The sequence below is a fragment of the uncultured Tateyamaria sp. genome (assembly GCF_947503465.1).
Taxonomy (GTDB): domain Bacteria; phylum Pseudomonadota; class Alphaproteobacteria; order Rhodobacterales; family Rhodobacteraceae; genus Tateyamaria.
The window spans coordinates 2,162,474-2,183,494 of sequence record NZ_CANNDN010000001.1 but is presented as its reverse complement, the minus strand read 5'-3'; the positions used below and the strand labels follow the sequence as shown (position 1 = coordinate 2,183,494).

Genomic DNA, 21,021 nt, shown 5'->3' with positions numbered 1-21,021 from the left:
TGAAATTCGACAGAGGAATTTCACGGTCCATGCTTCAATCCGATCCGACAACTGCTCACAGCCTTGGTGCTGACCTGCGTGCGTTGCGCAAGGCGCGCGGATTGACATTGCAGGATGTGGCAGATGCCTTGGGTCGGTCCGTCGGGTGGGTCAGCCAGGTCGAACGGGATCTGTCGGAACCGTCGATCACCGATCTTCGTCACATCGCGGCCAAGTTGGACATTGCAGTATCCACATTGTTTCGGCGCGGCGCGGCCCCCGCAAACGAAGAGGGATATGTGGTGCGCAGCGGGGCACGGCGGCCAATCGGTTCGCGGACCGCCGGGCTGGTCGAAGAGCTTCTGTCCCCGGATCTGACCGACGACTTCGAGATGGTGCACTCCACCTTCGAACCCCACAGCGAGATCACGCAGGCCGTCACGCGCCCGACGCAAGAGGTCGGCTATCTGGTCTCGGGTCGGTTGGACCTTGAGATTGCCGGCCAGACCTTTGCCATCGCTCCCGGCGACAGCTTCCGGATCCGGGGCGAGCCGTTTCGGTGGAAAAACCCCTATGACGCGCCTGCGGTCGCGATCTGGGTTATTGCACCGCCGATTTACTGATGTCGTTTGAAGGGTGGATCATATTCGCGCTGTTCTGGGTGGTGTTCGTGACCACCCCGGGACCAAATGCAATAAATTGTATCACCAACGGAATGACGCTGGGTTTCCGCCGGTCTGTGCCTGGCATCCTTGCCATTCTGACCCAAGCGACGCTTTTCCTGATCTTGTCGGCGGCCGGCATCACCGCGCTTGTCGCGACTTCGCCGGCTGCATTCTTTGCGGCGAAACTGGTGGGGGCCGGTTTTCTGATCTATTTGGGGGTGCGCGGTTGGCTGATGGCGCGGACGCCGCCACAGGTTTCGGCACACTCCGGAAAATCGGTCTATGTTCGGGCGTTGGCCATCGCCACGATCAATCCCAAAAGCGTGGCGGGATACCTTGCCGCGTTCTCGCAATTTGTGCAGCCGGATGTGCCGGTCTGGGACCAGATGTGGGTGCTTGTGCCGACCGCACTGACCATCACTGCGCTCAGCTATTCGGGCTTTACCGCGCTGGGGGCCGGCATTGGGCGCGCGGCATTGGGCGCTGTGTTCAACGTGTGGGTCCGCCGTGTCATGGCCGTCTGTTTTGTCATCTATGGCGTCCTTTTGGGTGCATCCAGCACACCGGCGAGGGCGTAGCATGCTGACAGGGTCCTGTAACTGCAAATCAGTGACGTTCGAAGTCAGGGAAACGATTCGGTCCAGCGCATGCCATTGCGGGCAATGCCGCAAGCAATCGGGGCATCACTGGGCGTGCGGTCTGGCATACGACACCGACTTGACCATTTCGGGCGATGTCAAATGGTATGCCTCCAGCGACATTGCCCAGCGCGGTTTCTGCCCCACTTGCGGGTGCTTCCTGTTCTGGAAAATGAAGGGCGAAGAGAAGATCAGCTATTCGCTCGGCACCATCGACGGCGCAACCGGCCTGACGCTAGACCGCCATATCTTTATCGCTGACAAGGGCGACTACTACGACATCGCGGACAACGTTCCGCAAAGGGAGAACTGAGATGAGTGATTTTCCAACAACGGCCCGCGTGGTCATCATCGGAGGTGGCGCGGTCGGCACGTCGGCCCTGTATCATCTGGCAAAGGCCGGATGGGCAGATTGCGTACTGCTGGAAAAGAACGAGTTGACGGCGGGGTCGACCTGGCATGCTGCAGGCAACTGCCCTAATTTTTCGTCCTCGTGGGCGGTGATGAACATGCAACGCTACGGGTTGGAGATGTATCGGACGCTGGCCGACGACGTTGACTACCCCATGAACTACCATGTCACCGGGGCGCTGCGCCTGGCCCACTCCAAAGAGCGGATGCAGGAGTTCGAGCGTGTGGCTGGCATGGGTCGGTATCAGGGCCTTGATATGCAGATGTGCACACCGGACGAGTTGAAGGAGCTCAACCCGTTCATGGAGACCCATGATCTTGCAGGCGGATTGTGGGACCCGCTGGATGGTGACATCGATCCGGCGCAATTGACCCAGGCCATGGCGAAAGGTGCGCGTGACGCCGGTGGTCGGATCGAACGCTTCTGCCCCGTGATCGGCATCGACCGGGATGGCGACGAATGGATCGTGAAGACCGCGAAGGGCGACATCCGCGCCGAATATGTCGCCAACTGCGCTGGCTATTACGCACAGCGCGTGGGTGAAATGTTCAAGCCGTTCGGTGGGCGCACCGTGCCGATGGTGGTCATGTCGCACCAATACTTCCTGACCGAGCCAATTGCCGAGTTGGAAGCGTGGACCAAGGAAAAGGGCCACAAGATGCCGATGATCCGCGACGTGGACATCAGCTATTACCTGCGTCAGGACAAGTACGGCCTGAATCTCGGGCCCTACGAACGCAATTGCAAGGCGCACTGGGTCACGCCCGACGATCCAATGCCCGAGGATTTCAGCTTCCAACTGTATCCGGACGATCTGGAGAGGCTCGAGTTCTACATCGAGGACGCGATGGAACGTGTCCCCGCACTTGGGACGGCTGGCGTGGGTCGCAACATCAATGGGCCCATCCCATACGCCCCTGACGGGTTGCCGATGATCGGGCCGATGCCCGGTGTCAAGAACGCGTTCGAGGCGCATTCGTTCACCTTTGGCATCGCCCAGGGGGGTGGTGCGGGAAAAGTGCTGTCGGAATGGATCATGCACGGTGAAACCGAGTGGGACATGTGGGCCGTCGATCCGCGCCGTTACACTGATTGCGCAGATCATGACTATTGTCTGGCCAAGGCGCTGGAAACCTATGGCCACGAATATGCGATGCACTTCCCACATCACGAATGGCCCGCTGGCCGCGACAAACGGTTGTCGCCAAACCATGCACGGCTACTGGCAGATGGCGCGCAAATGGGCGCCTACAACGGCTGGGAACGCGCAAACTGGTTCGCCAAGGACGGCGACGACACGTCTGAAGAAGCGACACAGACATGGGACCGTGAAGGCCCATGGGAACAGCGTATCAAGGAAGAGGTCGAGGCCGTGCGCGATGGCGTGGGCGTGATCGACATGTGCGGTTTCTCGCGTTTTGGCCTGAAGGGTGCAGGCGCAGCCGAGTTCCTGCGGACGCAGATCACCGGCGCGCTGCCCAAGGCGGGCCGGATGAACCTGTCCTATTTTGCAGACAGCCGGGGCCGCATCCTGACCGAAGTGTCGGTGATCCGCCACGATGACGATGATTTCACCATCATGACCGCGGCAGTTGCGCAATGGCATGACTTTGAACTTCTGGCCAATCGCGCACCCGAGGGTGTGGAAGTGACGGACCTGTCAAAAGATGTCACCACGATGCTGGTGACCGGGCCGAAATCACGTGACCTGTTTGCGGGCATCTCCGACGCGGACCTGTCATTGGGCTGGCTGACGCATCAATCCGCAACGGTTGCAGGTGTGCCTGTATCCATGGCGCGGGTGTCATTCGTGGGCGAACTGGGCTGGGAGGTTCATGCACCGACGGATCAGGCCGCCAAGGTGTACGACGCCATCCGCGCGGCCGGCGCCACCCCGTTTGGCATGTATGCGCTGAATTCGATGCGTGTGGAAAAGGGCTACCGCACATGGAAGGGCGACTTGTCGACCGACTACACCATGTTCGAGGGTGGTCTTGATCGCTTTGTGCGGCTGGATAAACCGCAGGACTTCCCCGGCAAGGCCGCGCTGCAAAACGAAAAGCAGCAAGGGTCGAAGAAGCGCTTTGTCACCATGACGGTCGAGGCCGGGGATCAGGACGCACCTTACATGTCCACGATCTGGAACGGTGATACGGTGGTGGGCGAAACCACGTCGGGCGCATGGGGGTATCGGATCAACAAATCGGTGGCCTTGGGCGTTGTGCGTACGGACCTGTCCGAACCCGGTACAACGCTTGAGATCGAGATGTATGGCAAGCGCTACGCTGCAACCGTGCAACCCGACCAACCCCTGTGGGATCCGGAGAACGAACGGCTGCGTGCGTAGCCGTTTTCCGGCACAGAAAACGGACTGGAAACCGTGTCGGTTTCCGGATCACTGCGGAAGATACTGATGACAGAGATCACCCTTTTGGACGGCGGCATGGGGCAGGAACTGGTGCACCGCGCCGGAGATAAGCCCACACCGCTCTGGTCCACCCAGATCATGCTGGACCATCCCGGTCTGGTCACCGACGTCCACCGCGACTTTTTCGCGGCGGGTGCGACGATCGCGACAACCAACAGCTACGCGATCCATCATGACAGGTTGGAAGATACGCCCGTGGAAGGCGCGTTTTCCGCATTGCACCAAAGTGCGTTGTACGAAGCGCGTACCGCGCGGCGTGAACACGGGTCGGGCCGGGTCGCCGGATCCATCGGGCCACTTGGCGCCAGCTACAGGCCCGATTTGCACCCTGCATCGGACGTTGCCGTGCCGCTGTTGTCCGAGGTGGCAGACCTGCTTGCTCCGGCCTGTGATCTGCTAATTTGCGAGACTGTGGCCTCTGTCGCTCATGCGCGCGATATCCTGGCGGCAAGCGTGCCCACCGGCCTGCCGGTTTGGCTGGCCCTGACGGTGGATGATCAGGACGGATCGCGCCTGCGATCTGGCGAACCGGTGTCCGACGTGGTCCCGGTGGCAGAAGCCGGCCGTGCCGCTGCGATCCTCATCAATTGCTCGACGCCCGAGGCAATTCCTGCCGCGCTGCAAGGCTTGCAGCACACCAGGCTGCCCTTCGGCGCCTACGCCAACGGGTTCGAAAAAATCTCGGACGGGTTTCTGGACAAAAAACCAACGGTCGACAGCCTGACGCTGCGCCGGGACTTTACGCCCGAATTGTATGCCGACCATGTGATGACCTGGATTGATGCGGGCGCCACCATCGTCGGTGGGTGTTGCGAAGTCAGCCCTACCCATATCGCCGAAATCGCCCGCCGCCTGCGTGCTGCGGGTCATACCATCGTTTGAGGATACGCTATGCCTGATCTTCCTTCCGCTGCCCGCGTCGTCATTATTGGTGGCGGCGTCATCGGCTGTTCGGTCGCCTACCACCTGACCAAGCTGGGGTGGAAAGACGTTGTCTTGCTGGAACGCAAGCAGCTGACCAGCGGCACGACGTGGCACGCTGCAGGTTTGATTGCCCAGCTGCGTGCCACTGCGAACATGACCAAACTCGCCCGGTACAGTCAGGAACTGTATGGCGATCTGGAGGCCGAAACGGGCGTGGCGACCGGGTTCAAGCGCGTGGGGTCGATCACCGCCGCGTTGACCGATGAACGGTTGGAAGAGCTGCGCCGCCAGGCGGGCATGGCGCGCGCGTTCGGCGTTGAGGTCGAGGAGATTTCGCCGACCGAGGTCAAGGACCGCTACGAACACCTGAACATCGATGATGTCACGGGCGGCGTGTATCTGCCACTGGACGGGCAGGGTGATCCGGCCAATATCGCCCTGGCATTGGCCAAGGGCGCGCGGCAGCGGGGGGCAAAGGTGCAGGAACGCGTCGCCGTCACAAACATCGTCCGCGACGGCCGCAAGGTCACCGGTGTTGACTGGAAGGGCGAGGATGGATCCGATGGCCACATTGCCTGCGACATGATCGTGAACTGCGCGGGCATGTGGGGGCACGCGGTGGGTCGGATGGCGGGGGTGAATGTCCCGCTGCAAGCCTGCGAACATTTCTATATCGTGACCGAAGCCATCAAGGACCTGAAACAACTGCCCGTCCTGCGAATCCCTGATGAATGCGCGTATTACAAGGAAGATGCGGGCAAGATCCTGTTGGGGGCGTTCGAACCAAACGCCAAGCCCTGGGCTCTGGGCGGTATTCCCAAGGACTTTGAGTTCGACCAGTTGCCCGAAGATTTCGACCACTTTGAACCCATTCTCGAAGCGGCGGTGAACCGCATGCCGATGCTGGCAGAGGCAGGCATCCACACGTTCTTTAACGGGCCGGAATCCTTTACACCGGATGACGCCTATCACCTCGGCCTTGCGCCCGAGATGGACAATGTCTGGGTAGCGTGTGGCTTCAACTCAATCGGCATCCAATCCGCGGGTGGTGCCGGTATGGCGCTGGCGCAGTGGATGGAAGACGGCGACAAGCCCTTCGATCTGGGCGATGTCGACATCAGCCGCATGCAGCCGTTCCAGGGCAACAGGACCTATCTGGCCGAACGGTCAACGGAAACGCTGGGCCTGCTCTATGCCGATCACTTTCCTTTTCGCCAAAAGGCGACGGCCCGCGGCATCCGCCGATCGCCGTTCCACAGTCATCTGACAGAGCGTGGTGCGGTCATGGGCGAACTTGCCGGGTGGGAACGCGCCAACTGGATCGCGCGTGCCGGGCAAACGCCGGAATATGAATACAGCTGGAGCCGCCAGAACTTCTTTGACAACGTGCGCGAAGAACATATGGCGATCCGCCAGAACGTCGGCATGTACGACATGTCGTCCTTTGGCAAAATCCGGGTCGAAGGGCGCGATGCCGAGGCGTTCATGAACTACGTGGGTGGTGGCAACTATTCGGTCCCGAATGGCAAGATCGTCTATACCCAGTTCCTGAACAATCGCGGCGGGATCGAGGCGGATGTGACGGTTACCCGGCTGACCGAAACCGCCTATCTGGTGGTTACGCCAGCCGCGACCCGTCTTGCCGACCAGACGTGGCTGGAACGCCACGTGGGTGACTACAACGTGGTGATCACGGATGTCACGCCGGGCGAAGGCGTGCTGGCCGTCATGGGGCCACGGTCGCGTGAATTGCTGAACGCAGTGTCACCTGCCGACCTGTCGAATGAGACGAACCCGTTTGGCACAGCACAGCAGATCGAGATTGGCATGGGCCTCGCCCGTATTCACCGGGTCACGTATGTGGGCGAGTTGGGATGGGAGGTCTATGTATCATCCGACATGGCGGGTCATGTGTTCGAAACACTATACGAGGCCGGTCAGGACATGGGTCTCAAGCTGTGTGGGATGCACATGATGGACACCTGCCGGATCGAAAAAGGCTTCCGCCACTTTGGCCATGACATCACCTGCGAAGACCACGTCATGGAGGCGGGGCTGGGTTTTGCCGTGAAAAAGGACAAGGCATCGTTTATCGGGCGCGATGCCATACGTCGCAAACAGGACGAAGGGCTGTCGAACCGGATGTTGCAATTTAAGCTGACGGATCCCGAGCCGCTGCTTTATCACAACGAACCAATTGTCCGGGACGGAGACATCGTGGGATATTTGAGTTCGGGTGCGTATGGTCACCATCTGGGCGCAGCGATGGGGCTGGGCTATGTTCCGTGCAAGGGTGAAAGCGCGGCGGATGTGCTGGCCTCGACCTACGAGATCGACGTGGCGGGCACACGGGTGCGGGCAGAGGCGTCATTGAAGCCGATGTATGACCCGAAATCCGAGCGCGTGAAGGCGTGACGCGTCTTTGAACCGGTGCTAGGGGTGGGTCAGAAAGGACCACCCCATGAAACCCGTATCCGGCGACACCCCCCAGGGGCTGGGCTTTGCCCTGTCCGCATATTTTCTCTGGGGTTTTCTGCCGCTCTACATGAAAATGCTCAGCCATATCGGTCCTGCCGAGGTGGTGGCGCATCGGATCATCTGGTCGGTGCCTATTGCCGCGATCCTGCTGATCCTGCTGCGACGAACCGGCGACCTGATGGCGGCGCTGCGCAGTCCGCGCATGCTGGCGATGGGCTGTGTGACGGCGGCGCTGATTACCGTGAACTGGGGTATCTACGTATGGGCCATCACCAGCGGGCACACGCTGGATGCCGCCCTTGGCTATTACATCAACCCTTTGTTTTCGGTGGCTTTGGGCGCGGTCCTGTTGCGCGAACGGTTGACTGGCGCGCAACTGGTCGCAATCGGGCTGGCGACCTGTGCGGTGGCGGTGCTGACACTCTCGGCGCGTGTGGTCCCGTGGGCCGCACTGGGGTTGACAGTGTCGTGGGGATTTTACGCCCTGGCGAAAAAGCAGCTGCCCATAGGCCCGAACCAGGGGTTTCTGCTTGAGGTTCTCATCCTGCTGATGCCGGCGCTTGGCTATGTCGCATGGCTTGGCTGGACCGGGCGGGGGCTGTTCTTGGTGGGCGACCCGGGTACGAACTGGTTGCTTCTTGGCTGTGGGGCGGTCACCGCTATCCCCTTGATCTTGTACGCCAATGGCGCGAAGGGGCTGCGATTGACGACAATCGCGATCCTGCAATACATCGCGCCGACAATGATCTTTCTTTGCGCGGTCCTGGTGTTCAAGGAACCCTTCGGCCAGGCACGGATGATCGCGTTTCCGATGATCTGGGCCGCGCTGGTGATCTACTCGGTGTCGATGGTTCGGCAGATGCGAGCGGCTTAGGATCCTTCAAACCAGTCACGGGCAAGCGTGGTCCAGCCACGTGGCATCCCATGGCCGCCGTCGTGTTCGCAGAATTTTATCGCGCCTTCTGAACAGCTTGCGTTCCAGTCGCGGCAGCGAAAGCGGTCGCCGATGTTGATGGTGTCGGGATGCGTGCGGCACTGGTTTGCGGCACGGGCAAGGGCAAGGCTGTCCCAGAGGCTGCCTTGGTGCCAGTCGCGGATCGCGCGGCCTTCGAACGGGACCTGGTTGTCGGCAAACCCGTGGATTTGCAGGAAGTTGACCGGTGCCCCGGGGCAGTCGGTCGTATCGTTTGGTTCGCGCAGTGCGCCAGAGATCGAAGCGTAGCCCGCGAAGTGCTCCGCCTCTTTGCAGGCCATGAGCCAAGCCATTGACCCACCTGCGGAAAAACCTGCGACATAGATGCGATCGGGGTCGATGGACGCCTTGGACTTTGCGTCCTCGATCACGTCCAGAACAAAGCCCACATCATCCCGACCGCTGCCGTCACGCCCGGCCCATCGGCGCGTTTGGCGGCCCTCGATGGGTGTGCCGTTGGGGGCTATGACGACATAGCCCGCGTCGGCGAAATCAGACTTGATGCCGCCCCGGAAAATCATCTGACCCGTAGCGTTGTGACCGTGGAAAAAGACGAGCGCCGGTTTGCCTTCCCTGCCGTCATCGGTGTCGATCATGTGGTAGCTGCCGCCGTCGATTTCACAGGGCGCATCGGGTCCGCATTGCGCAAGGACAGCCGTCGGGAGGGCCAAGAGAAGTGCGGCTAAGTATTTCATATTGCTGACAGAACACGGGCGGCCGATTCAGGCAATTGTTGTATTGACCCCTCTCTCAATCGTGATGGGGGTTGTCATTGGCCGGCACATTTGTCAGGCGGCGAACATGGATGACATTTACGCCCCGCCAAATGATCCCCTGGACATCCTGCATGATGACGCAGAGATGTTGGTGGTGTCGAAACCCTCGGGCCTGCTGAGTGTGCCGGGCAAGGGGGCGCACCTGTCGGATTGCCTGATTGCGCGGGTGCAGGCGGTGTGGCCGCAGGCGTTGTTGGTGCATCGGTTGGACCGGGATACCAGCGGGGTGATGGTGTTTGGATTGACGCCGCATGCGCAGCGGTTCCTGGGCAAGCAATTCGAGCTGCGGGCTGCGAAAAAGACATATGTGGCAAGGGTTTGGGGGCGGATGACGCCCAAGACGGGGCGGGTTGACCTACCCCTGATCGTGGACTGGCCGAACCGCCCGAAACAGCATGTGGATCATGAGAACGGCAAGCCCGCGGTGACCGATTGGCGGGTGTTGCGCGACACCGAAACAGAGAGCCGGGTGCGGCTGATGCCGCAGACCGGGCGCAGCCATCAGTTGCGTGTGCATATGGCGGAACTGGGGCACGCGATATTGGGCGATCCGTTTTATGCAGAGGGGCCTGCGCGGAACTTTGAGCGTTTGATGCTGCATTCAGAAGAGCTGCGGATCAAGCATCCGGACAGTGGCAAAATGATGCGGTTTCGGAGTGCCGCGCCATTTTGAGGTGCAACGTTCGGTGGGGTGTGCGCCGCGTCTATTGACGCGACGTTTCCCGACTCGCGTTAACACCATGAAAACAAGGGCGATGGCCGATACACAACCTGTGCACTTGCTGTGCACACCCTGTACACCGATCCGGCATATTCTTCATGAATTCGCAGGGTTAACGCAGCGCACGGTGCTGAAAGGTTAACGATGCGTTGACGCGGGGTTGGGCGGATGTTTGATCCGCCTTACGCATGGCGTTTGCGTTCCGCATCCATTGCGGCACGCCATTCGCTGCGCAGCAGGTCCATGCGACGCGGGATCATGTCGGGCAATACCTGGGCCCGGGCGATGCGGTCGGTGCGGAAGTAGCGGAAGCCGTGCCGCAATTCGCACCATGCAGCGATGATGCGACCCGCGTCGCGGTAACCGATCAGGATGGGCCAGATGGTGCGCCTTGTCTGGCTGCCTGTGCTGCCTTGATAGGTGAGCGCGATCTTGTGCCGCTGGCGGATGGCAACGCGGATGTCAGCGGCGCTCAGGACCTCTGGCGGTGAGCCGACCGGTGCGACACTGGTGGCGGGTTCGACAAAGATGCCCCGAGCATCGTCCGGGACGACAGCGGCGATCTTGGCGATCAGGCTGGCGGCGGCCTGTGCGAGGTCCGCCTCGCCCCGTGTCCCGACCCATTGGGCGCCCAGGACGGCGGCCTCGATCTCGTCCGCTGTCAGCATCAGGGGTGGCATGTGAAATCCCGGGTCCAGGACGTAACCCACGCCCGCCTCTCCGCGGATGGGCACGCGTTGGGCCATCAGCGCGGCGATGTCGCGGTAAACCGTGCGCTTGGTCACTTCAAGCTTTGCGCCGATGGAGTCCGCAGAGATGGGCCCCGACGCGCGCCGCAGGATTTCGATGATTTCAAACAGGCGATCGCCGCGTCGCATACTGTGTTTCCCCTTGGTGCAAGCCCGGTGTCTCCATGCTGACACCATGCTGTCAGCATGGGCGTGTTAGCCCTGTCGTGCAATCACGCAAGGCCGGGAGACATCGGATGGACATCAAGGGGAGTTGCATGTGCGGCGCCGTACGGTTCGTGATCAAGGGGCCACCAAAGGTGATGGGAACATGCCATTGTTCGCGCTGCCGCAAGTTGGGCACATCCACCACCGTGTTCGTGGAGCGGGATCAGTTCACGCTGGAGGCGGGACAGGACCGGATCGAGACGGTCGTGCCGGACGCGCCGTTCACGTATCGCCGGTCGTTCTGCCGCTGCTGTGGAACGTCATTGGGGGAGCCTTTGTCGCCCGACGCGTCCTTTCCGATCAATGCGCAGTGCCTGGATGACGATCCGGCGGTGCGCAACGCGTTTCACGAGCATGAGGTGGACCGCCCGGTCTGGGCGGGCGGGTGAGGCGGTTGGCGCGGGTCGAGGGGGGGCCAGCCCCCCGGCTGCGCCTCCCCCCGGAGTTTACCTGGCCAAGTGAAGTTGGATCCTGGTCTATTCGGCCGCCCACCCCGAGACGGCTTTGACTTCGAGGAAGTCTTCGATACCCCAGATGCCACCCTCGCGTCCGTTGCCGGATTGTTTCATGCCGCCGAAGGGCGATCCCGCGGCGCGGGACGTCCCGTTCATTTCGACCATGCCGGAGCGGAGCGCCTGCGCCATGCGGTTGAGACGCGCGCCGTCCTGCGTCTGGACGTAGTTCGTGAGGCCGTAGGGGGTGTCATTGGCGATTTGCACGGCGTCCTCTTCGGTGTCGAAGGGAATGATCGACAGGACGGGGCCAAAGATTTCCTCGCGGGCGATTGTCATGTCGTTGGTGACATCGGCAAAGACCGTGGGGCGCACGTAGTAGCCCTTGTTGAAACCGTCGGGGCGGCCTGTGCCGCCCGCGACCAGCCTGGCCCCTTCATCGATGCCCTTCTGGATCAGGTCCTGGATCTTGGTCCACTGGACCGCGTTCACGACGGGGCCGATATGGCGGCCTTCGCCCGACGCGGGGCCAACCGTGACCTTGGCGGCGACGGCGGCGGCCTCTTCCACGGCGGCGTCGTATTTGCCGCGCTGCACGAGCATGCGCGACGGCGCGTTGCAGGATTGGCCGGTGTTGTTCATCATGTGCAGGACGCCGCGTTTGACCGCCTTTTCATCCGCATCATCGAAGATCACGTTGGCCCCCTTGCCCCCCAGTTCGAGATGCACGCGTTTCAGCGTGTCAGCGGCGTTTTTCGAGATGAGCCGCCCGGCGCGGGACGAGCCCGTGAAGCTGACCATGTCCACGTCCGGGTGGCCCGACAGGACCGTACCCACGCCGGGGCCATCGCCGTTGATCAGGTTGAAGACGCCGGGGGGGAACCCCGCCTCGTGCATCATCTCGGCAAAGATCATGGCGTTGAGGGGTGATTCCTCGGAGGGTTTCAGGATCATGGTGCAGCCTGCGATGGCGGCCGCGCCCACCTTGAGCGTGACCTGGTTCATGGGCCAGTTCCACGGGGTGATCAGGGCCGCGACGCCAACGGCTTCGTAGATGATCCGGTCGTTCGGAGCGCGGTCGCTGAGCGGGCGGTTGAAGTCGAATGCGCGGGCGGCGCGGACGAAGTTCTTGAGGTGCCAGGTGCCTGCGCCCACTTGCTGGCTGCGTGCCATGTCGAGCGGCGCGCCCATTTCGGCAGACATGGCCTGGGCAAGGTCCTCGGCCCGCGCATTGTAGATGTCGATCAGCTTTTCAACGAGGGCGATACGGTCCTCGACCGGGGTGGCCATCCAGGCGGGGAAGGCCGCCCTGGCGGCTGCAATGGCGGCTTCGGCATCCGCTGTGCCGCCGAGCGAGATGACGGCTGCCGGCTCTTCTGTCGAGGGGTCGATGACATGGTGGTCGGTGCCGTCCTGCGGGGCGACCCATTCGCCGTTGATGTAGAAGTTGCGTTTTTCGAGCATCGGTATCTCCCTGAGATTTGGGCGGACTGTGGCACCCGCGCGGGGCGCCTGCAAGTCAGGGGATGTAAAGATGGACCGGATCACATAGGTTGCCCCTGTCATTACTATCCCGACGGAGGACATTATGGGTTTGCGCATCAACGACACGATCCCGGATTTGACGGTTGAAACGGACCACGGCACGCTTTCCTTGCATGAATGGATTGGCGACAGCTGGGCCATCCTGTTTTCGCACCCAAAGGACTTTACGCCGGTGTGCACGACCGAATTCGGCGCTGTGGCCCAGTTGGCGGACGAGTGGGAAAAGCGCGGCACCAAGGTGATTGGCGTGTCCGTGGACGGGGTTGAGGACCACAAGAAATGGAAGGGTGATATCGAGAAAGTCGCCGGAGCCAAGGCCGGGTTTCCGATCATTGCCGATGATGGGCTGGCGGTGTCCAAGGCGTTCGACATGCTGCCTGCCGAAGCGTATCTGCCCGATGGCCGGACGCCTGCGGACAGTGCAACCGTGCGGTCGGTGTTCATCATCGGGCCCGACAAGCAGTTGAAACTGTCGATGACCTATCCGATGACGGTGGGCCGGAACTTTGCCGAGGTGGTGCGGGCGCTGGACGGGTTGCAGATGTCCGCGAAGGGCGTGGCGACGCCAGCGAACTGGATGCCGGGCGAGGATGTGATCATTCCGCCAACCGTGTCGAATGAGGACGCCAAGGCGAAGTTCGGTGAGTTCGAGACCGTGTTGCCGTATCTGCGCAAGACAAAGGCGCCGGAGTGATCTGAGCCCTGCGATGGCCCGCGCCTTGCCGTGCGGGCCGCGCAATGGATCGCGGCGTTACGCCTCCATGATCTCTATAAGTTCAGCCGCGACGGTGTCCCAGCTGCGCAAGCTGTCTTTGCCCGCAACGATCTTGTCGCGCACCGAATCCCGGTACTCCTGATCGGTTGCAAACTTTTCCATCAGGTCGGCCAGCTGTTCCTTGTCATCAGGATCAAAGAACACGCCCAGATCACCGCAACATTCAACCAGCGCATCCGCCGTCGAGCTGATGACCGGGCACCCAAGGTGCAGGGCCTCGCCCGCGGGCAGGCCCCAGCCTTCCATCTTGCTGGGAATGATGGTGGCGATGGCGTTCTGATACAGGCGGTTCAGGTCCGTCTGGTTCGGGTGCACGACAAACCGGATCTGTTTGCGGATCTTTTCCAATTCGGGTTTGTCGAGGTGCCGCACAACGCTGGACCGCTTTTGACCTGCCAGGATCAGCAATGGAACCTCTCGGCCGGTCTCGTGCAGATGCATCATGGCGTCCAACACGATGTCGAGGTTCTTGCGGCCCAAAAGCGTGCCCACACACATGAAATACGGGCGGTCCGGCAGGAAGATTTCCTCGTGTTCGCCGCTGTGGATGCTGTGCTGGGCCAGTTGCAGGACCTTGACGTCCTTTGGCTTTGGCAACGTCCCGTTGCCCGCGAAATGTTCAAGGTCATTTGCGGTGAAGTAGGAGTTGGGCACGATCACGTCGGTGCGCGGGATCAGGAAGCTGTTGTCATGGTGAAAGCTGGCCGCAAAGCGGGACTGGTGCCGTTCGTCGACGTCGTGAAACGGAAAGAAGTCGTGCAGCAGCACATAGCTTTTGGTATTCCAGCCCCGGGTGCGGATGGTGTGGACCATGTCGATGATCAGTTTGGGGCGACCGGCGGAAAAGAAACTGTAACCGTCCAGTTTGACTTCCTTCAGCTCGATCCCGGATTTGCGCCACCGTTCGCGGTTCTTGAAACGGATGACGGCACCGATGGCCGGGGACAGCAGATCGCGCAGCAGGTTGCCCCGTTTGTAGATGTTCCGGAATTTCATCGGCTTGGCGGATGTCGGTACATTCAGGTTGATGCCGGCATAGGATTTTTCGTCCCAGGTCGGCACGATCTCGAAAAATTTCGCGTGCCCGGGGGAATACAGAACAAAGGTCACATCATGTTCGGACCGAAACAGGCCATAGGCGATTTCGGCAACCACACGCGCGATGCCGTAAAACTGGTCCTTACCGGTGGATTGCGAAAAAACTTCGGAGAGGTCGTAGGCAATCTTGGTCATGTGCGATGGGTATCCGTAGGCGACAACGCGTTCGAGCGGGTAAAAAAACTGGATGCACGCGTGATGCAAGGGGGCCGGCATCACATCGGCGAAGACTCGTGTGTGACAATCCCGCCCCGCCGGTTTTGGCGGCAGGGCGGGATGTTCATTTGGCAGCGGCGGATTACTCTTCTGCCGCTTCTTCTTTTTTAACTTCTTCGCCGGTTTCCTGATCGACAACTTTCATCGACAGGCGCACCTTGCCACGATCATCGAAGCCCAAGAGCTTGACCTTGACCTCTTGGCCTTCCTTCAGGACGTCCGAGGGGTGGTTCAGGCGGCGGTTTTCGATCTGGCTGACGTGCACGAGGCCGTCGCGCTTGCCGAAGAAGTTCACGAACGCGCCGAAATCGACGATCTTCACGACGGTGCCGGTATAGACCGCACCCTCTTCCGGTTCGGCCACGATCGAGTGGATCATGTCGTAGGCCTTCTTGATGGCTTCGCCGTTGGGCGACGCGATCTTGATGATGCCGTCGTCGTTGATGTCGACCTTGGCGCCCGACACTTCGACAATTTCGCGGATCACTTTACCGCCCGAGCCGATCACTTCGCGGATCTTGTCGGTGGGCACCTGCATGGTTTCGATGCGCGGTGCGTGGACCGAGAATTCCTGCGCGCCGGTGATGGCTTTGCCCATCTCGCCCAGGATGTGCATCCGGCCGTCCTTGGCCTGTGCGAGGGCTTTTTCCATGATCTCGGGCGTGATGCCTGCGATCTTGATGTCCATCTGCAGCGAGGTGATGCCGTTTTCGGTGCCTGCCACTTTGAAGTCCATGTCGCCCAGGTGGTCTTCGTCACCGAGGATGTCGGACAGGATGGCGTAGCTGCCGTCCTCTTCGAGGATCAGGCCCATGGCCACACCGGCCACAGCCGATTTCAGCGGCACACCCGCGTCCATCATCGACAGCGAACCGCCACAGACGGACGCCATGGAGGAGGAGCCGTTGGATTCGGTGATTTCCGACACCAGACGCACGGTGTAGGGGAAGTCGGTGCTGGCAGGCAGGACAGCTTGCAATGCGCGCCATGCCAATTTGCCGTGACCGATCTCGCGGCGGCCGGGAGGGCCCACGCGACCCGCTTCGCCGACCGAGTAGGGCGGGAAGTTGTAGTGCAGCAGGAAGTTGGATTTGAAGTTGCCATGCAGCGCGTCGATGAACTGTTCGTCATCGCCGGTGCCCAGTGTGGTGACAACCAGACCTTGAGTCTCACCACGGGTGAACAGGGCAGAGCCGTGCGTGCGGGGCAGCAGACCCGTCTGACAGACGATGTCACGGATTTCGTCGGTTTTACGACCGTCGATCCGGGTCCCGGTTTTGACCACGTCACCGCGCAGGATGGACGCCTCAAGACCCTTCATCGCGGAGCCGAGGTTCGGGTCTTCCTGCTGCTCTTCTGTCAGAGCCTCAAGGATCGCGGCGCGGGCGTCGGACACGGCATTGGTGCGTTCCTGCTTGTCGCTGATTGCGAACGCGGCGCGCATCTGCTCTTCGCCTGCTGCTTTGACGGCGGCGGACAGCTCCGAATAGTCGGGGGCCTGGAAGTCGAAGGGCTCTTTCGCGGCGTCTTCGGCCAGTGCGATGATCAGGTCGATCACAGGCTGGATTTGCTGGTGTGCGAAGTTGACCGCACCCAGCATTTCCGCTTCCGACAGCTCGTAGGCTTCGGATTCCACCATCATCACGGCGTCTTTGGTGCCCGCGACAACCAGATCAAGGCGCTGGTCGGGGTTCAGGCGCAGGTCCTGCATGTCGTCGACGGTGGGGTTCAGGATGTATTCGCCATCCTCGTAACCCACGCGGCAGCCCGCGATGGGGCCCATGAACGGTGCGCCCGAGATGGTCAGGGCAGCCGAGGCCGCGATCATCGCGACGATGTCGGGGTCGTTGACCAGATCGTGGCTGAGCACGGTGCACATCACCAGCACTTCGTGCTTGAAGCCGGAGACAAACAAGGGCCGGATCGGACGGTCGATCAGGCGGGCGGTCAGGGTTTCCTTCTCGGTGGGGCGTGCCTCACGCTTGAAGAAACCGCCGGGGATCTTGCCCGCGGCATAGTATTTTTCCTGGTAGTGGACGGTCAGGGGAAAGAAGTCCTGGCCCGGTTTTGGCTTTTTCGCGAAGGTCACGTTGGCCATGACGCTGGTTTCGCCCAGCGTGGCAATCACGGAACCGTCGGCTTGACGGGCGACTTTGCCGGTTTCGAGTGTAAGCGTTTCTTCGCCCCACTGCATGGATTTTTTCGTCTCGTTGAACATCAAGTGTTTCCTAAGTTGGCCGGTTGGCCATTTGCGTAGGGGGCGTATTCCCCCTGACCTCGGTATCTTCTTTTGTCAGGCGCTGAGGTCCGGGCGCCAGGCTTTCAGATTCCAGCGCCATACACGAGATGGAGCGTGTTGGAAAGCAGCGCCATTGACGCGGGTTGATCAGAGGTGGCCTGCGTCCTTGAGCATGCGCAAGGCGATGCCGAGATTGCCCGAGCGGAACGCGTGCCTGCCGGGGTAGAGACAGAAGCTGAGCAGCTTGCCGGACCGGTTTTGTGCGATGTTGCAGGTCATGTCGCCGATCCGGGTTTGGCGCGGTTCCTGGAAACGCCCGTGCCTGGAGTAGAGCGCGAAGGCGTCCGTCACACTGCCTTGCTGCTTGCCACGGGCGACGCGGCCCTGCAGGGGCACGGTGCGGTCATTGTCACCGTGGAAGTGCATGATGTTCGCGACCGGTTTGTCGCATCTGCGTGGAAGCGGATCCCAGAACGTGCCAGACATTGGCACAAAGGCGGCAAAGACATCCGAGCGCGTGCAGGCAAGGTACCATGTGAACATACCGCCGACGGATGCGCCCGACATCACGATGCGTTTGGGATCAATGTTGAAACGCCTGGTGGCATCGGCCAGCACCGCGTCGATATAGGCCAGTTCCTCTGTCCCGCGGTCAGCGCGCTCTTCGGGGCTTCCCGGGATTGACCAGTCGTCTGTTTTGGATTTGACGGCGATCAGAGCGACGTTCTGCTCTGCCGCGACCGCCAGAAGGCGTGGGTTGCGGATGATGCCGAGAGCGGAGCCTTGTAGCCCGTGCGCGAAGAGCGCGGCCGGGATCGGCGTGGTGCTGTCATAACCCGGCGGGAACGCGATGTAATAGTGCCGGTCGCCGATGCGGCATTGCGTTTCGGGGCCGCACGCCAGGGCGGGGCCTGTGCAGATGAGGGCAAAGCAAAGAAGCAGGAGGGCGCGGAGCATGCGTGCACTCTGTCCGGTGGGGGGCAGTGGTGCAAATCACGATGGCGGGACGGCAACGGTCTGTTTGCTTGCGCAAAGGCGCCCGCCCGCCGACCCTGCGATCAGGACCATGGTTTCTTTGGTGGATTGGCAAATGCGATGGGCGCATCCGGAAAGAGGTCATCGGTCCGACCGTCGGGGGTGGCGGTGCCCCATTTCCGCATCCAGCGTGTGGGTGGGGCAAGGGTGCCGCCGGGGGCCCATTCGAAGTAACCCAGCGCGCCGGGGGCGGGGATTGGATCGCAGGGTTCGGGATTCTTGAGGGTCAGGCCTGCGGCGCCACCGAACCATTCGCTGTCTGACTGGGTGATGATGCCCGTGACTTCGACCGAGCCGATGATGGCGCCGCGCGGCAGGTCCAGCGGGTGCGGGCATTGCACGCCGTGTTTCTCAAGCCGCCAGTAGAGGTAGCGAAACTCTTCCTCTTTCAGACCCGCAGCGGCATGGAGCGCAATGCGCCCCGGCCCCATGCGGCCCGCGCGGATCGAGCCCATGCTGCGGTTCTCGATCGGTTTGTGGCCTGCGATAATGGCCCAGGCAGAGGGTTGGCGGACAGAGAGGGCAAGGCGGGGCAGGTTGTGCATGAACTGGATATCGTTTGCTTCCCTTGGCTTGCATTCAAAACTCTCAGTATCGGGCGCTGTCAATGGCTTGCACAACCCTCGATTGAAGCTATGGGTTGCTTTATTGGTCTGGAGAGGATTGAACATGGCGGCTGGAATGAAGTTTTGGGTGCTTTTTGGTTTTGTGGCTGCAGTGACCGCGTGCAATTCACCAGAAGACCTTGCGCGTCAGAACGCGGAATTTAAAAATAGGCACTTTGTTGGAACGAATGCGGCGGGTAAATCCACGTATGAACGCGTGCTTTTTGGTGATCGCGTCCCGCGTCGTGACAATATTCTTCTAGGGTATACAGATGAAACTGTTCGGCAAATTCCTGTGTCAAAACTACCGAAGCCTGAGATTGCCGGATTTACCGAACGTTTGTTCGAGGATTGGTGTACACAGGACGGATTTCAGACTTTCCGCGTAACGCGTGTGGAGCACAATGGTGATTTCAGAGTTCAAGTTTCTGGCGGTGGTCGAACTTATTTCCCAAGCTACGATGTGACCGTCGAGTGCGTCTAGTCATTGCAGACGCGCTGGGTATCCGAAAAACATTTTTGATACTTGCCCGATTGTGGTCGATCACCCACCTTGCTCGGCCTGTACGCTTCGTCTTTTCCGCGGCCTGAAACGCAAATCGCACCCCGGGGGGTGCGATTGAATGTCGTAGCGCCTAGCGCTGGTTAGCGGCGCAGCCCCAGGCGTTTGATGAGGTCGGTGTACCGCGCCTCGTCCTTGCCCTTGAGGTAATCGAGCAGCTTGCGGCGCTGGGCAACCATTTTCAGCAGGCCGCGGCGGCCATGGTTGTCTTTCTTGTGCGTCTTGAAATGCTCGGTCAGCGTGGCGATGCGGGACGACAGGATGGCAACCTGGACTTCGGGCGAACCGGTGTCGCCGTCCTTGGTGCCGTATTCTTTCATCACGCGTGCTTTGTCTTCGGCTGTGATCGACATCGGGATCTCCTTTTCAGGTTCGAGTGAGACGCCGCCGGCCGGGATGTCGTCCAGCACGGGGCCAAGGTATCCGGATATCTCCGGAGATGCGCGCATATAGGAGAGATTCGCGGGCATGGCAACGATGTTCGTGCCCTGCGTGGCAGGCTCAGGCCGACACCATGCCGGTGCTTTGCGCCAGGCTGAGCGGCATCAGCGCGATATCCTCGATCGTTATACCGGCGTCATCCAAGACGTTGGCCACCGTGACGCCGTTCATCATGACATGTGTGATTGTCGGGTTTTCTGGATCGATCCGCAGTGTGATTGCGGGTTCTGCGTCCTCATCCTCGTAAACCAGGAGGATGTTGTCGTCCTGGGCGCTGAAATCCATGATTGTCACGGCTGGGCCATCGGCAACCCAGCTGCCGGTCACGATCGTGTCGGCGCCATCGCCCGCGGTCACGGTGTCGTCCTGGCCCGCAACAATTACATCGTCGCCACCGCCGCCGTTCAGGAAGTCGCCGTCGTCGGTGTCGTCCAGAACGGCGGTCTCGGGATCATCCTGAACACCGTTCAGAACGTCATTGCCCCAGCCGCCAAACAGCGTATCGGCACCGTCGCCGCCATTGAGTGTGTCATCGTCGAGGCCGCCATGCACCGCGTCGTCACCGTCGCCCCCGGACAGCTGGTCGGCACCCATCCCGCCATGCAGTGTATCGTCGCCCGCATCGCCATCCAGGGTGTCGTCGTCATTGTGGCCATAGATGTCGTCATCATCGCCGCCGCCAGCAATGAGGTCTGCGCCATCTTCTCCATGCAGGGTATCATCGCCGGTGCCGCCCGCGATGGTGTCATCGCCGTCTTCACCATACAGGGTGTCATCCCCGTCGGTTCCGTCCAGCACGTCGTCGCCGTCAGAGCCAAGGGTCAGCGTGTCACCGCCAGTGTCGCCGACCTGTTCCCCGCCGATGTCGCTGCCGGGCGCGGTGCCGTCCCCCGTGGGCGTGGTCGATGACGCGCGGTTTGCGGTGTCGTCGTCCTGCGTTTCATCGGGTGACGTCATGTCGATGACGCCAACCGCGCCGACCGCCATAAGTCCCATCAATCCAGCAAGCCACAACATGAACGACATCCAACCAGGAAACGGAAAAGCCCAGATTTCCAGTAGCCGAAGTCCGGGATCGAGACAAAGGATATCCGGAAAGGTGG

The 21,021-nt window shown here is 61.1% G+C and carries 20 protein-coding genes; 11 read left to right on the top strand and 9 right to left on the bottom strand.

Annotation, left to right across the window (positions count from 1 at the left end):
- Positions 1–29: 29 nt before the first annotated feature.
- The 7 genes from Q0844_RS10860 (at position 30) to rarD (ending at position 8,398) form a co-directional block, all read left to right on the top strand.
- Positions 30–602 carry a helix-turn-helix domain-containing protein gene (locus Q0844_RS10860; protein WP_299044658.1) on the top strand — a complete coding sequence of 191 codons (573 nt, stop codon included), beginning with the start codon at positions 30–32 and terminating at the stop codon, positions 600–602.
- The gene (locus Q0844_RS10855) at positions 602–1,222 is read left to right on the top strand and encodes a LysE family transporter (protein WP_299044657.1); all 621 of its coding nucleotides are present in this window, start codon (positions 602–604) and stop codon (positions 1,220–1,222) included. Before Q0844_RS10860 ends, Q0844_RS10855 begins: the two co-directional genes overlap by 1 nt.
- Before the next feature lies 1 nt (position 1,223).
- A complete protein-coding gene (locus Q0844_RS10850) occupies positions 1,224–1,595 on the top strand; it encodes a GFA family protein (protein WP_299044656.1) in 372 nt (123 codons plus the stop codon).
- A 1-nt stretch (position 1,596) separates the two neighbouring features.
- On the top strand, positions 1,597–4,041 hold the full coding sequence (locus Q0844_RS10845) for an FAD-dependent oxidoreductase (protein WP_299044654.1): 2,445 nt from the start codon (positions 1,597–1,599) through the stop codon (positions 4,039–4,041).
- Positions 4,042–4,107: 66 nt separating this feature from the next.
- Complete coding sequence (locus Q0844_RS10840; protein ID WP_299044652.1) at positions 4,108–5,004, top strand: homocysteine S-methyltransferase family protein; 897 nt, start codon at positions 4,108–4,110, stop codon at positions 5,002–5,004.
- A 9-nt stretch (positions 5,005–5,013) separates the two neighbouring features.
- Entirely contained in the window at positions 5,014–7,461 is a 2,448-nt protein-coding gene (locus tag Q0844_RS10835; protein ID WP_299044650.1) for an FAD-dependent oxidoreductase, read from the top strand.
- 46 nt (positions 7,462–7,507) lie between these two features.
- Positions 7,508–8,398 (top strand): EamA family transporter RarD, encoded by an 891-nt coding sequence (rarD, locus tag Q0844_RS10830; RefSeq protein ID WP_299044648.1) that lies wholly within the window; start codon positions 7,508–7,510, stop codon positions 8,396–8,398.
- Here the strand turns inward: rarD and Q0844_RS10825 are convergent.
- Positions 8,395–9,192: an alpha/beta fold hydrolase gene (locus Q0844_RS10825; protein ID WP_299044647.1), complete on the bottom strand. Its 798-nt coding sequence runs from the start codon at positions 9,190–9,192 to the stop codon at positions 8,395–8,397. The genes rarD and Q0844_RS10825 overlap by 4 nt on opposite strands.
- Before the next feature lie 106 nt (positions 9,193–9,298).
- Here Q0844_RS10825 and Q0844_RS10820 point away from each other — a divergent pair, with 106 nt between their 5' ends.
- Entirely contained in the window at positions 9,299–9,946 is a 648-nt protein-coding gene (locus Q0844_RS10820; protein ID WP_299044645.1) for a pseudouridine synthase, read from the top strand.
- A 230-nt stretch (positions 9,947–10,176) separates the two neighbouring features.
- Here Q0844_RS10820 and Q0844_RS10815 read toward each other — a convergent pair whose 3' ends face one another.
- Entirely contained in the window at positions 10,177–10,872 is a 696-nt protein-coding gene (locus Q0844_RS10815) for a YafY family protein (RefSeq protein WP_299044644.1), read from the bottom strand.
- A gap of 128 nt (positions 10,873–11,000) precedes the next feature.
- Here Q0844_RS10815 and Q0844_RS10810 point away from each other — a divergent pair, with 128 nt between their 5' ends.
- Entirely contained in the window at positions 11,001–11,339 is a 339-nt protein-coding gene (locus Q0844_RS10810) for a GFA family protein (protein WP_299044642.1), read from the top strand.
- Between the two features lie 87 nt (positions 11,340–11,426).
- On the opposite strand, the gene Q0844_RS10805 is transcribed toward Q0844_RS10810, so the two are convergent.
- Positions 11,427–12,866: an aldehyde dehydrogenase family protein gene (locus tag Q0844_RS10805; protein WP_299044640.1), complete on the bottom strand. Its 1,440-nt coding sequence runs from the start codon at positions 12,864–12,866 to the stop codon at positions 11,427–11,429.
- Positions 12,867–12,990: 124 nt separating this feature from the next.
- Between Q0844_RS10805 and Q0844_RS10800 the strand changes: the two genes are divergently transcribed.
- Positions 12,991–13,641 carry a peroxiredoxin gene (locus Q0844_RS10800; RefSeq protein ID WP_299044639.1) on the top strand — a complete coding sequence of 217 codons (651 nt, stop codon included), beginning with the start codon at positions 12,991–12,993 and terminating at the stop codon, positions 13,639–13,641.
- A 57-nt stretch (positions 13,642–13,698) separates the two neighbouring features.
- On the opposite strand, the gene Q0844_RS10795 is transcribed toward Q0844_RS10800, so the two are convergent.
- The 4 genes from Q0844_RS10795 to Q0844_RS10780 all read right to left on the bottom strand — a co-directional run bounded on the left by Q0844_RS10795 (position 13,699) and on the right by Q0844_RS10780 (position 18,855).
- Complete coding sequence (locus tag Q0844_RS10795; protein ID WP_299044637.1) at positions 13,699–14,955, bottom strand: glycosyltransferase family 1 protein; 1,257 nt, start codon at positions 14,953–14,955, stop codon at positions 13,699–13,701.
- A 163-nt stretch (positions 14,956–15,118) separates the two neighbouring features.
- Positions 15,119–17,254 (bottom strand): polyribonucleotide nucleotidyltransferase, encoded by a 2,136-nt coding sequence (gene pnp, locus Q0844_RS10790; RefSeq protein WP_299044634.1) that lies wholly within the window; start codon positions 17,252–17,254, stop codon positions 15,119–15,121.
- A gap of 168 nt (positions 17,255–17,422) precedes the next feature.
- Positions 17,423–18,232, bottom strand: a complete 810-nt coding sequence (locus tag Q0844_RS10785) for a PHB depolymerase family esterase (RefSeq protein ID WP_299044633.1) — start codon at positions 18,230–18,232, stop codon at positions 17,423–17,425.
- Between the two features lie 101 nt (positions 18,233–18,333).
- Positions 18,334–18,855, bottom strand: a complete 522-nt coding sequence (locus Q0844_RS10780) for a hypothetical protein (protein ID WP_299044631.1) — start codon at positions 18,853–18,855, stop codon at positions 18,334–18,336.
- Here Q0844_RS10780 and Q0844_RS10775 point away from each other — a divergent pair.
- A complete protein-coding gene (locus tag Q0844_RS10775) occupies positions 18,854–19,399 on the top strand; it encodes a hypothetical protein (protein WP_299044630.1) in 546 nt (181 codons plus the stop codon). The two genes, Q0844_RS10780 and Q0844_RS10775, sit on opposite strands and share 2 nt — an antisense overlap.
- Positions 19,400–19,560: 161 nt before the next feature.
- On the opposite strand, the gene rpsO is transcribed toward Q0844_RS10775, so the two are convergent.
- Both rpsO and Q0844_RS10765 read right to left on the bottom strand, forming a co-directional pair.
- Complete coding sequence (gene rpsO, locus Q0844_RS10770) at positions 19,561–19,830, bottom strand: 30S ribosomal protein S15 (RefSeq protein WP_039685405.1); 270 nt, start codon at positions 19,828–19,830, stop codon at positions 19,561–19,563.
- Between the two features lie 148 nt (positions 19,831–19,978).
- Complete coding sequence (locus Q0844_RS10765; protein WP_299044628.1) at positions 19,979–20,935, bottom strand: calcium-binding protein; 957 nt, start codon at positions 20,933–20,935, stop codon at positions 19,979–19,981.
- Positions 20,936–21,021: the final 86 nt, after the last annotated feature.

What these genes read in the sequence shown, in the direction of transcription:
- Q0844_RS10860 (WP_299044658.1), top strand. Translation starts at nt 30, where the DNA reads ATGCTTCAATCCGATCCGACAACTGCTCACAGCCTTGGTGCTGACCTG.
- Q0844_RS10855 (WP_299044657.1), top strand. Translation starts at nt 602, where the DNA reads ATGTCGTTTGAAGGGTGGATCATATTCGCGCTGTTCTGGGTGGTGTTC.
- Q0844_RS10850 (WP_299044656.1), top strand. Translation starts at nt 1,224, where the DNA reads ATGCTGACAGGGTCCTGTAACTGCAAATCAGTGACGTTCGAAGTCAGG.
- Q0844_RS10845 (WP_299044654.1), top strand. Translation starts at nt 1,597, where the DNA reads ATGAGTGATTTTCCAACAACGGCCCGCGTGGTCATCATCGGAGGTGGC.
- Q0844_RS10840 (WP_299044652.1), top strand. Translation starts at nt 4,108, where the DNA reads ATGACAGAGATCACCCTTTTGGACGGCGGCATGGGGCAGGAACTGGTG.
- Q0844_RS10835 (WP_299044650.1), top strand. Translation starts at nt 5,014, where the DNA reads ATGCCTGATCTTCCTTCCGCTGCCCGCGTCGTCATTATTGGTGGCGGC.
- rarD (WP_299044648.1), top strand. Translation starts at nt 7,508, where the DNA reads ATGAAACCCGTATCCGGCGACACCCCCCAGGGGCTGGGCTTTGCCCTG.
- Q0844_RS10825 (WP_299044647.1), bottom strand. Translation starts at nt 9,192, where the DNA reads ATGAAATACTTAGCCGCACTTCTCTTGGCCCTCCCGACGGCTGTCCTT.
- Q0844_RS10820 (WP_299044645.1), top strand. Translation starts at nt 9,299, where the DNA reads ATGGATGACATTTACGCCCCGCCAAATGATCCCCTGGACATCCTGCAT.
- Q0844_RS10815 (WP_299044644.1), bottom strand. Translation starts at nt 10,872, where the DNA reads ATGCGACGCGGCGATCGCCTGTTTGAAATCATCGAAATCCTGCGGCGC.
- Q0844_RS10810 (WP_299044642.1), top strand. Translation starts at nt 11,001, where the DNA reads ATGTGCGGCGCCGTACGGTTCGTGATCAAGGGGCCACCAAAGGTGATG.
- Q0844_RS10805 (WP_299044640.1), bottom strand. Translation starts at nt 12,866, where the DNA reads ATGCTCGAAAAACGCAACTTCTACATCAACGGCGAATGGGTCGCCCCG.
- Q0844_RS10800 (WP_299044639.1), top strand. Translation starts at nt 12,991, where the DNA reads ATGGGTTTGCGCATCAACGACACGATCCCGGATTTGACGGTTGAAACG.
- Q0844_RS10795 (WP_299044637.1), bottom strand. Translation starts at nt 14,955, where the DNA reads ATGACCAAGATTGCCTACGACCTCTCCGAAGTTTTTTCGCAATCCACC.
- pnp (WP_299044634.1), bottom strand. Translation starts at nt 17,254, where the DNA reads ATGTTCAACGAGACGAAAAAATCCATGCAGTGGGGCGAAGAAACGCTT.
- Q0844_RS10785 (WP_299044633.1), bottom strand. Translation starts at nt 18,232, where the DNA reads ATGCTCCGCGCCCTCCTGCTTCTTTGCTTTGCCCTCATCTGCACAGGC.
- Q0844_RS10775 (WP_299044630.1), top strand. Translation starts at nt 18,854, where the DNA reads ATGAACTGGATATCGTTTGCTTCCCTTGGCTTGCATTCAAAACTCTCA.
- Q0844_RS10780 (WP_299044631.1), bottom strand. Translation starts at nt 18,855, where the DNA reads ATGCACAACCTGCCCCGCCTTGCCCTCTCTGTCCGCCAACCCTCTGCC.
- rpsO (WP_039685405.1), bottom strand. Translation starts at nt 19,830, where the DNA reads ATGTCGATCACAGCCGAAGACAAAGCACGCGTGATGAAAGAATACGGC.
- Q0844_RS10765 (WP_299044628.1), bottom strand. Translation starts at nt 20,935, where the DNA reads ATGTTGTGGCTTGCTGGATTGATGGGACTTATGGCGGTCGGCGCGGTT.